12 protein-coding genes are annotated in these 11,073 nt (G+C 40.2%); 9 read left to right on the plus strand and 3 right to left on the minus strand.

What is annotated here, in order from left to right; translation table 11 throughout:
- Positions 1-100: 100 nt before the first annotated feature.
- The gene (gene ampD, locus Q0779_RS17790; protein ID WP_298774635.1) at positions 101-703 is read right to left on the minus strand and encodes a 1,6-anhydro-N-acetylmuramyl-L-alanine amidase AmpD; all 603 of its coding nucleotides are present in this window, start codon (positions 701-703) and stop codon (positions 101-103) included.
- 158 nt (positions 704-861) lie between these two features.
- Here ampD and nadC point away from each other — a divergent pair, with 158 nt between their 5' ends.
- On the plus strand, positions 862-1,764 hold the full coding sequence (gene nadC / locus Q0779_RS17795) for a carboxylating nicotinate-nucleotide diphosphorylase (protein WP_298774637.1): 903 nt from the start codon (positions 862-864) through the stop codon (positions 1,762-1,764).
- 248 nt (positions 1,765-2,012) lie between these two features.
- On the opposite strand, the gene Q0779_RS17800 is transcribed toward nadC, so the two are convergent.
- Positions 2,013-2,654 (minus strand): outer membrane beta-barrel protein, encoded by a 642-nt coding sequence (locus Q0779_RS17800; RefSeq protein ID WP_298774656.1) that lies wholly within the window; start codon positions 2,652-2,654, stop codon positions 2,013-2,015.
- 641 nt (positions 2,655-3,295) lie between these two features.
- Between Q0779_RS17800 and Q0779_RS17805 the strand changes: the two genes are divergently transcribed.
- The 8 genes from Q0779_RS17805 to mutT all read left to right on the plus strand — a co-directional run bounded on the left by Q0779_RS17805 (position 3,296) and on the right by mutT (position 10,190).
- The gene (locus Q0779_RS17805) at positions 3,296-3,907 is read left to right on the plus strand and encodes a prepilin-type N-terminal cleavage/methylation domain-containing protein (RefSeq protein ID WP_367180822.1); all 612 of its coding nucleotides are present in this window, start codon (positions 3,296-3,298) and stop codon (positions 3,905-3,907) included.
- A 95-nt stretch (positions 3,908-4,002) separates the two neighbouring features.
- Positions 4,003-5,832, plus strand: coding sequence for a type IV-A pilus assembly ATPase PilB (pilB, locus tag Q0779_RS17810; RefSeq protein ID WP_298774639.1), 1,830 nt, complete (start codon positions 4,003-4,005; stop codon positions 5,830-5,832).
- A gap of 17 nt (positions 5,833-5,849) precedes the next feature.
- A complete protein-coding gene (locus Q0779_RS17815) occupies positions 5,850-7,106 on the plus strand; it encodes a type II secretion system F family protein (protein WP_298774643.1) in 1,257 nt (418 codons plus the stop codon).
- A gap of 48 nt (positions 7,107-7,154) precedes the next feature.
- Positions 7,155-8,072 (plus strand): A24 family peptidase, encoded by a 918-nt coding sequence (locus Q0779_RS17820; RefSeq protein WP_298774646.1) that lies wholly within the window; start codon positions 7,155-7,157, stop codon positions 8,070-8,072.
- 11 nt (positions 8,073-8,083) lie between these two features.
- Positions 8,084-8,701 (plus strand): dephospho-CoA kinase, encoded by a 618-nt coding sequence (gene coaE, locus Q0779_RS17825; RefSeq protein ID WP_298774648.1) that lies wholly within the window; start codon positions 8,084-8,086, stop codon positions 8,699-8,701.
- Positions 8,698-9,420 (plus strand): cell division protein ZapD, encoded by a 723-nt coding sequence (zapD, locus tag Q0779_RS17830; RefSeq protein ID WP_298774649.1) that lies wholly within the window; start codon positions 8,698-8,700, stop codon positions 9,418-9,420. The genes coaE and zapD overlap by 4 nt, the downstream gene beginning before the upstream one ends.
- Positions 9,421-9,558: 138 nt before the next feature.
- On the plus strand, positions 9,559-9,771 hold the full coding sequence (gene yacG / locus Q0779_RS17835) for a DNA gyrase inhibitor YacG (RefSeq protein WP_298774650.1): 213 nt from the start codon (positions 9,559-9,561) through the stop codon (positions 9,769-9,771).
- 11 nt (positions 9,772-9,782) lie between these two features.
- Positions 9,783-10,190 (plus strand): 8-oxo-dGTP diphosphatase MutT, encoded by a 408-nt coding sequence (gene mutT, locus Q0779_RS17840; RefSeq protein WP_298774652.1) that lies wholly within the window; start codon positions 9,783-9,785, stop codon positions 10,188-10,190.
- 86 nt (positions 10,191-10,276) lie between these two features.
- Here mutT and Q0779_RS17845 read toward each other — a convergent pair whose 3' ends face one another.
- A complete protein-coding gene (locus Q0779_RS17845) occupies positions 10,277-10,576 on the minus strand; it encodes a hypothetical protein (protein ID WP_298774654.1) in 300 nt (99 codons plus the stop codon).
- Positions 10,577-11,073: the final 497 nt, after the last annotated feature.

The raw sequence follows: 11,073 nt of genomic DNA on the forward strand, positions 1-11,073 counted from the left end.
AGAAACTACGATCCAATGAGCCATTTTGCTATTATCATTTCACAAGCACATCTGACTCATTTAGCCCGTAGAGCAAGTTGATTAAAATAGATTATTAAGTTCATGACGACATTACGCCCGTCAAATAACGTTTCCAGTCAAAACTCTGCCCTGGATCGGTTTTTCGCTTTGGCGCAATATCACAATGTCCAACAATCCGTTCTTTATTCAGTTTAGAATAAACTTTCATTAATGTGTTGCTAAGCGCAATCAAAGTACAATATTGTTCATCCGTATAAGCGATATCATCCGTGCCTTCCAGCTCAATCCCTAATGCAAAATCATTACAGTTTTCCCGTCCCTCAAACATTGACACACCAGCATGCCAAGCTCTGTCATCACAAGACACATACTGAACAAGCTCACCGTCTCGACGAATGAGAAAATGTGCCGATACCTTAAGCCCTTCAAGCGCTTGAAAGCTCATATCGTCATCGCAATTAAGACAGCCCAAGAATAAGTGATCAATATAAGGTAAGCCAAAGCAACCTGCGGGTAAGCTAATATTATGCACAACCAATAAGCTCACCTCACCATAGGGTCTGGCATTAAAATGAGGAGAATTGACACGCCGAGCAACACTCACCCAACCCTGTTCAACTTGATATTGAATTGACTCCTTCACTGTCGTTAACTGAGTAGCAACTTTATTTAAGTCAGACATGAAAAAAACCATGATAATTTTAAATGACTCTATCAATATTCCTCTCATAAGACAAAGTAAAAAGGCGAATAAATCTGCCTGAACTCAAATCAATTCTATGCTACTCTAAAGCCAATATTTCGCCTTCAAATGCTTGAATACAGCAAGGACATTTCATCATGCTTGAAAATGACATTCGACTTTCAGTCAAAGCCGCACTTGACGAAGACTTAGGTCATCAAGATGCAAATCACAATCAAACGTCAGATCACCGCAGTCAAGCCGATATTACAGCGCAACTGATCCCAAGCGACAAATACGCACAAGCAAAACTCATCACTCGAGAAGAAGGCGTCTTTTGTGGTAAGGCTTGGGCAGAACAAGTTTTTAATCAACTCGGTGGTGAAGTCGCTTTGCTTTGGCATGTTGATGACGGTGATTTACTCATACCTAACCAAGTACTTTGTGAATTATCAGGCTCAGCCAGAACCATTCTAACCGGCGAAAGAACGGCCATGAATTTTATTCAAACGCTGTCGGGTGTCGCCACGCTCACCAAAACTTATGTCGATAAGCTCGCAGGAACTCATGCACAGCTGCTTGATACCCGTAAAACCCTGCCAGGACTCAGAACCGCTCAAAAGTATGCCGTAACCTGTGGCGGCGGTGTTAACCACCGGATCGGTCTGTATGATGCCTTTTTGATAAAAGAAAATCACATTATGGCCTGCGGTAACATCAAAAATGCTGTGGCGTCCGCAAGAAACTTGCACCAAGATAAAGTGGTTGAGGTTGAAGTGGAAAATATTGACGAACTGAGTCAAGCACTCGACGCTCAAGCAGACATCATCATGTTGGATAATTTCGATATCAATAGGATGTTAGAAGCCGTTGAGCTTAACAATCAATATAAAACACCTGAGGATCCACAAGGCTACCAAGGCGCAAAACTAGAAGTGTCTGGTGATGTGACTTTAGACACCATTGCAAACTTTGCTAAAACAGGCGTAGATTACATCTCCGTAGGTGCGCTCACCAAGCATGTTCGCGCATTAGATTTGTCATTACGATTACAAAATTAGCACGGCAGCTAGCACTAAAAATATAAAAACCACTTGATATTAAAGTGGTTTTTATATTTATAAGTAATATAAACTCGGCAATTTATCCATTCTTTCGACCTAGCCCGCCCAACAAATCACTATATTGAATCACCAATAGAAAAAAGATGACGATAACCTTTCCCGACTATTGGCTAACAAGTATTTAATGTTTAAGGGATCACTGACGATTCATCATAATCGCTAGGCATCATGTGGTCAGGGTCAAACTAAAAACGATAAGACGCACGCACACCAATTAAGGTATTGGCCGGAATATAATCATTCGCCGTTTGATAGGTCACCGATAACCCTAATCCCACATGATTTCTGAAGTTATACTTAATTCCCGTCCCCGCAATACCCACAATACGGGTTTGATTTTTATCGATAACCGTATTCGAATACACATACTCATCATGTACATCGGCTTGATAAAGCCCTAATCCCGCTTTAGCAAACACACTAAAATGGTTGGCGAGTGGATAGTTATAAATAAAACTGCCATCAATACCTTGAACCTGATAATGCCAGTTAGCACTGTTATTTCCTACGTCGGCACTGCCATTCATGTCGACGGTATTGTTATAGCCCACTTCAAAGGCATAGTTTCGATCAAATTGATAACCCGCAAACAAACGACCACCAAGATTATCAGAACCAAATAAATTTAAATCTGCATTATCAATACTTTGGTAAGAGGCATTAGTTTGACTATTTTTAGAATACCCCAGCTCAGTCCCAATATAAAAACCCGCATTTGAGTCACCGTGGTGAGGACCGCGCTCAAAGGGCCTATTATCACCAGATCTTGCCATACTGGGCACAGACACACACATCAGCAATAGCATGAAAAGCAGTTTAGATTTCATCACATCATTCTTCTCTTTTTAATATTTGCAGCCTAATTTAACGGCTTTTTTATTGTCCTCCTACTGGATCTAGCCAACTTAATGGTTTTAAGCCTTTATTTATTGTTTAGTTAATAACCTTTACATATTACTTTTAATAAAGCTGCCGCATAAAAGACGTAAACACTGCAAACTTTCAACAAGTATTAGGCTAAACATCACAGATAAAATACACACTCGTTTTATCCCACCTGCTGAGTCAGCAGGTACACTCTTCCCCCTAACAAGACTTAATAAGCGGTAATAAGATGTAATAAATGCCAAAAGTGGAATGCTCTTATTTTTATTTATATATATTCAATAACATAAGTAATACCTGAATTGAAAAATATGTTTTAACATCAAATTAATTGGTTTGAATACGTCATTCTATATAGAAAAATCTCAAAAACTGTTTTTTTGTACTACCTTTATACTATCTCAACAGCTTGTTCGAATGCTTAAATAGTACATCAGTCAAACATAAGCATTTATCGATTGATAGTAAGCATTGATAGATACTAAACATTGATAAAGAGTAAGCATTGATACTGGATAACTTATTCAGAACACGAACCTAATGAAGACAACTCAGTAAAAATTATGTAACTGGAGAGCGCATTATGAGTATACACGTCACGGATGACAGGAAAACCACACCTGCTCATTCTCATCGCACCATCAATCCATCGACTATTCGCCCATCAGCCATTCACCATCAGCATCAGCATCAGCATCAGCATTATGCTCCAGAGCATAAGTTAGAACATGGGTTAACACATAGGCGCACTCATTCAAAACCCCATCGCCAACAAGGCTTCACCTTAATCGAACTCATGATAGTGGTCGCCATTATCGGTATTCTCGCCGCCGTGGCCCTGCCTGCTTATCGGGATTACACCGCTTCCGCTCATGGTGCCGCTGCAATGAAAGGCGTGGCTTCCTACACCACCAAAGCAGTAACTTGTGTGCAATCAGGCATATCTTGTGCATCTTTATTAACTGAGATCAATGCTGATTCAAAGCTAACAGTGGCTCCAACGTCAGGATTCGATGAAGGTACAGGCGGCACACTAACCTTTAATGAAGGAACTTGTAGTGTCATGGCTACCATTGCTGATGACGGTACGTTAGCCTATACCTCAGTAGCAAGCAGTGAAGATGCCGCTGCCGATGATGCTCAGTGTCAAGAAGGTTCAGGCGCCGATGCACCTACAACACCAGATCCAGCATAACATGTGACCTTCTCTCTCATATAAAATCAATACTGGCTTGAATATCCTTCAAGTCAGTATTAATGAGTTAGTTATCAAATAACAGGTATGCAGCAATGCCCACTTCCGCTATAAATTCAACGCCAACCAATACAGCAACGAATATTGATAACACCTCAACGACTAGCGCTTACAATTCTTCTTTTTCCAGTCTTGCAGCTCTCTTTATTCGCCATGAATTAATTGAGCCTTCCTTACTCCTTCAAGCCCAGCAACAGGCGAAAGCACAGCAGCAAAACCTCATTCCTTATTTAGTGCACCATGAACTCATCAATGCCTATGACATCGCCCAAGTGTTACATCAAGAATACGGCACCCCTTTATATGATCTCAATGAGCTAGAGCTCGACAGCTTAGATGATTCTATTCTCAATAAAAAACTCATCGAAAAACATAATTGCTTACCTTTGTATAAAAAAAATAATCGTCTGTATTTAGCCACCTCAGATCCCACCAATATTGCCGCGTTAGAGGATTTTCAATTCAGCGCCAGTATGCATACCGAGGCCATATTAGTTGAAGAAGACAAACTCACACAAAACATCAATCGTTTATTGGACTTGGACACCGAAAGCCATTATTTAAGCCAAGTGGATGAAGAAGCCTTACTTAGCTTAGATGCCTTTGATGATAATCCCCGCGTTAACGAGCAAAACGATGATGAGCAAAATCTTGCTGACGCCCCTAAAGAAGATGCTCCCATAGTAGTTTACCTCAATAACACTTTAGCTAAAGCCATACATAAAGGCGCCTCAGATCTGCATTTTGAGCCTTACGAACATAGCTACCGTATACGGTTTCGCATTGATGGTATTTTACATCTCATTGCCGAGCCACCAGTGGCGCTTGCCGCGCGCATTGCAGCGCGCTTAAAAGTCATGGCAAAGCTTGATATTGCAGAGCGGCGCCTGCCACAAGATGGCCGTATCAAGCTCAGCCTCAACGCCTCAAAAGATCAACATAAAAAACGAACCAAAGCCCATTCTATCGATTTCAGGGTCAGCACCTTACCCACGCTTTGGGGTGAAAAAATCGTTATGCGTATTCTCGACGCCTCTTCGGCGCAGTTAGGCATTGAAAAACTCGGCTTTGACGATAAACAAAAACAATTATACCAAAATATGCTTGCCAAACCTCAAGGCATGATCTTAGTCACAGGCCCCACAGGCTCAGGAAAAACGGTCTCCCTTTATACAGGGCTTAATAGACTCAATACCGCAGAGCGTAATATCTCCACCGCCGAAGATCCCGTCGAAATCAATCTTGAAGGCGTAAATCAAGTCCATATCAACCTTAAAGCTGGGCTGACCTTTGCATCAACATTGCGTTCATTCTTGCGCCAAGATCCCGATGTCATCATGGTGGGTGAGATCCGCGATCTTGAAACCGCCGAAATCGCCATAAAAGCCGCTCAAACAGGCCATTTAGTTCTATCCACCTTGCACACTAACTCTGCAGCAGAAACCCTCACACGATTACTGAATATGGGTGTGCCGGGTTATAATATTGCCAGCTCAGTCTCACTTATAATTGCACAGCGGCTTACCAGACGGCTCTGCTCACACTGCAAACAACAAGAGGCGATCCCTGAACATGAATTACTGAGTTTAGGGTTTACCAGTACACAAATTAGGCAAAACATACAATGCTTTCAAGCCGTAGGATGCGAGCATTGTTCAGGGGGATACAAAGGGCGTGTGGGCATTTATGAAATGTTACCTATGTCTAACGCCATTGCCGATACTATTATGCAAGGAGGCAATTCACTCGATATAGTCAATCAAGCCAAAACTCAAGGCATGCAGGACTTACGCTTATCAGGATTACTCAAAGTCATAGAAGGTGTCACCAGTCTTGCTGAAATTAATCGCGTGACTCAATGGTAAACAATTAAGGACATCTCATGAGCGCAAGTAATAGTCTCAGTGCTAAACGCCAGCCAAAGCCCGCGCCCATCATTACTCTCTATGAATGGCAAGGATTCAACAAACAAGGCGACAAAGTCTCTGGTCAGTTACGCGGCAGCAGTATGGCTGAAATTCGCAGTAAATTAAAATCTCAAGGCATCAGACCTAAGCGCGTTCATCGGCAATCCAAACCGCTTTTTAAACTCCCTCCTCCTAACGTCTCAGCCATGGATATTGCCATGATGACCCGTCAAATTGCCACTATGCTAACGGCTGGCGTGCCATTAGTCACTAGCATTGAACTTATTGCAAGGGGCCATGAAAAAATAAAAATGCGTGAACTGCTTGGGCAGATCCTTGATGATATTCAATCAGGAACACCGCTTTCTGACGCACTTCGTGCTCACCGACTTTATTTTGATGATTTATTTGTCGACTTAGTGGCTGCAGGAGAACATGCAGGTGCGCTTGAAACGGTATTTGATCGCATCGCGCTTTATAAAGAAAAAGCTGAACAATTAAAATCAAAAATAAAGAAAGCCTTATTTTATCCCATCACTGTCATCATAGTGGCCATTGCCGTCACCTCAATGTTGCTCTTGTTTGTGGTACCTCAATTTGAGGAGATATTTAATGGCTTTGGTGCCGAATTACCCGCGTTTACGCAAGTCGTTATTCACATATCGAAAGGCTTACAGGCCTCTTGGCATTTTTTACTCATAGGCTTTATTATCAGTAGTATTATACTGATACGACTGCATCGTCGTTCATTACTTTTCAGAGATAAAGTCGATGCACTCATATTAAAAATACCTGTAATAGGCCAAATTCTTCATAAAGCCGCTATGGCTCGCTTTGCCAGAACACTGGCTACAACCTTTGGCGCAGGCGTACCATTAATTGATGGTTTAGAGTCGGCGGCAGGCGCATCCGGCAATGCAGTGTACCGCCATGCTGTTTTGAAAATGCGAGAACAAGTGATTTCAGGTATGCAAATGAATACGGCGATGCATACCACAGGCTTATTTCCTGATATGCTGGTTCAAATGGTCATGATTGGTGAAGAATCAGGCTCTTTAGACAACATGCTCAATAAAGTCGCTAATATTTATGAAATGCAAGTGGATGATGCCGTAGATGGTCTCGCTAGCCTGATAGAGCCAGTCATGATGGTTGTTATCGGTACCTTAGTCGGCGGCTTAATTGTTGCGATGTATTTACCGATTTTTCAGATGGGAAAAATCGTTAGCTAAGCCATTTGATTAAAAGTTTAACGTTGAATAACTAGAAATAAGAAGAAAATGACCGAATTTGTAGCGCTACTCAATCAATATCCTTGGCTTTTTATTGCGATTAGCTGTGTGTTTGCCGCCATTTTAGGCAGCTTTTTAAACGTTGTGATCCACCGTTTACCCGTGATGATGAAGAGGCAGTGGCAGCAAGAGTGCAACGAATATCTAACAGAATATCATCCCGATATTGTCAAGCAGCACTCACAAGATTTAGCACGTTCAATAGATAACTATCCACCCCGCTATAATTTAGCCGTTCCCGCATCCAGTTGCCCAAGCTGCCACACTTCCATCAAACCTTATCACAATATTCCAGTACTCAGCTGGCTAATACTCAAGGGGCGATGCGCACAATGCAAAATATCAATATCCACTCGCTACCCCCTCATTGAAGCGACGAGCGTTATACTGATTGGTACCCTCGCTTGGCATTTTGGTCCCACTAATCTGTTCATTTTTGCCAGTATTTTGACATTGAGTTTGATCGTACTGACCTTTATAGATGTTGACGAAATGTTACTTCCAGACCAAATTACCTTGCCACTCCTCTGGTTAGGTATTATTGTTAATATAAACATGGGGTTTGTTTCGTTAACAAGTTCCATTATTGGCGCGATAGCCGGTTACCTTAGTTTGTGGTTTGTCTTTTGGGGATTTAAATTACTCACTAATAAAGAAGGTATGGGGTACGGTGACTTTAAACTCTTAGCCGTACTGGGTGCTTGGATTGGCTGGCAAATGCTCCCCATTATTCTCATATTATCCTCAGTCATTGGTGCAACTGTCGGTATTATGATGATATTAACAAAACAAAAAAAATATCATCAAGCTATTCCTTTCGGACCTTACCTTGCTATTGCAGGCTGGGTAGCCATGATCTGGGGTGAACCAATACTCAATGGATACTTGTCCTATTTATCACTATAAGAATAATAATTATGTCAAAATTTATAGTAGGCTTAACAGGTGGGATCGGAAGTGGAAAAACAACCGTTGCAAACCTTTTTGAAGAACTTGGGATCTGCCTTATTGATGCTGATCTGGTAGCAAGGCAAGTTGTCGATAAAGGCTCTGAAGGATTAGCACAAATTTGTGCACATTTTGGCAATGATATTTTATTAGAAACAGGTTACCTCAATAGAAGTCAATTAAGAGAAATCATTTTTAATAATCCATTAGAGCGCCAATGGCTAGATGCTTTATTGCACCCAATGATCCGCAGCGAAATGCAACTTCGAATGACGCAAGCTCATTCACTGTATTGCATAATGATTGCACCATTACTGTTTGAAAATGGTTTAGATAAGAAAGTTAACCGTACTTTAGTTGTTGATTTGCCTCCTGAACAACAAAAGAAGCGCACTCAGCTTAGAGATAATGTAAGTGAAACACAAATAGACAATATCATCGCTAGCCAAATGAGTCGAAATGAGAAGCTATCTAAAGCGCATGATGTTATCAATAACCAAGGACCTCAATCTGCACTCAAGGAACAAGTGGCACAATTGCATAACCGATATTTGAAGTTAGCAAACAGTGCAGAGCATACATCATGAATACACTAATTTTTGAACACCCATTAAATGAAAAAATCCGCGGCTATTTGCGCCTGGAATATCTCGATCAACAACTTCAGCAAAATTTAGAGGAAGATCATCAGGCTCGCTGCTTCGATCCCTTGTTCTCTTTATGTGAACTCACAGAGCGTTGTGATTATAGTGGCGAAGTCTTAAAAGATCTTGATAGACAATTAGCACAATGGTCAATAGAAAGCGTACCGGTTATGGATACTATCCCCGATCCCATTGCGACACTAAAAGAAAGCCGTAATAAACTTAAACTCGCACAACGGCCAGGCCTCAATATTAAACATGATCGCTTTCTCAGCACACTCAGGCAAAGATATAATATGCCCGGTGCTTGCTGTAATTTCGATCTTCCTCAATTACACTTTTGGCTTGAAAAACCATGGGAACAAAGACAACTTGAATACCTAAGTTGGAAAGCGCAATTCTCCGATCTATTAACACCGATCAAGTTACTTTTAGCCATCACAAGACAATCCAGTCAATATAAAGAATGTTCAGCTCATGATGGATTTTTTCAAGCCCACAGTGAACACCCGCTTTCATTAGTTCGCATAAAATTGAGCCAAAAAAATCAATGTTATCCAACGATTAGTGGACATAAAAATCGCTATGCGATTCATTTTATGCAATTTGATAGTCAGAAACATGCAAATGAAAATATCCCTTTTCAATTAGCAACTTGCTAATTAATGACAAGGGTTTATTTCTCCATAAAAGCAACTCACCAGTGACAATGAATAGTTGAAAGGTCTTTTTCACCTATTCACTTATTTTAGGTATAATACTGTTCAAGATCTTTTAGCGATTATTGAGTTTAACTAAATATGCCACTTACCGTTACCTGCCCAACATGCCAAGATACTGTCAATTGGGATGATAGCTCGCCCTTTAAACCTTTTTGTAGTGAACGCTGTAAACTCATTGATTTGGGTGATTGGGCTTCAGAGAAGCATGCCATTCCAGTAAAGCCTGACTTTGATCCCGAAACATTAGATGGCCTTGGTTACGATGAAGCAGACTTTTTTAAACAGGACTAAAACCACATTATATGAATAACAGAATACATGTTGCTGTTGGTGTCATTGTGAATGAAGCACAACAGATCTTAATCGCTAAACGTCATGCACATTTACATCAAGGTGGAAAATGGGAGTTTCCAGGAGGAAAAGTCGAACAAGGTGAAACGGTGACTCAAGCCTTGAGTCGAGAATTAAAAGAAGAAATCGGCATTGATGTTAAAGAAACGCAACCCTTGATGGAGATTAGTCATAATTACCCTGACAAACACGTTAAACTTGATATTCATTGGGTAAAAGACTTTGAAGGTATTGCCACGGGATTAGAAGCACAAGAAATTATCTGGATCGATAAAAATGAACTGCTGAGCTACAACTTTCCAGTAGCCAATAAGCCTATTATCGATAAGATCCTCAATATCTCTTCAATGCCAGCATAAATACTCTTTTTTCAGCTAAATGAAAACTAGCCAGTAATTAACTGGCTAGAAAGCAACATACCTTAACGCAGCGAACCAATACTCATTTAATCGAGTCTAGTTTGAGTGCCTGTCGCCACATCATAAATTGCATAAAATGAACTGTTATCTTGATATAAGTGCCCCATTTTTTCTTGTTCTAAATCGTGAGCGCTAAATTTACACATATAAATATCTTTCTTATATTTCTTAGCGACCTGCACTTTTATATCACTATAATAGCCATTGTAATCATAAAACCTTGCCAACTCTAAACATGCTTGATCAGCAGCAGACCATTCATCTTGCGCTGCTGATAATGTCGTTAGCGGTAATAGTGATATTGCAGCAATAATTAATTTTTTCATAAATTTAACGTTAAATACTCTTTTTTTAAAACAACTCTTCATCTAGATTGCTCGACAAAGGATCCCATTAAACATAAATTTCATACCACTATAATAAATGACAGGTAACTTCTAATATTCTGAAAAAATGCAAACTTATCATTTTAATTCATATACTTTGGTACTATATTTATGAAATATTAAGTATTAAAAAGCAAATGAAGCACATAAAAAATCAGTCAAGGATTCCAACTGGCTTATACCAATCTCGTAAACAATGACGTCTGTCATGGGTCATTACCAAAGAGCAGATACAGCAAAGAGTGGCGCCTGTCATGACCAGCTGCGCCTAATACCAATCTAAGTAAAAATATGATCTAATTGTATTTATCATATTTTCCTTATGGTTTGTTATGGATAATCTTAAAAATATCAACTTTAATACCAATCTGCACTCAAATATGATCTAATATAGTACGATTTCATTTCGCTTTAAAACATGTCAAATTATTCTGCTG

The organism is uncultured Shewanella sp., assembly GCF_947491715.1.
Classification (GTDB): Bacteria; Pseudomonadota; Gammaproteobacteria; order Enterobacterales; family Shewanellaceae; genus Shewanella.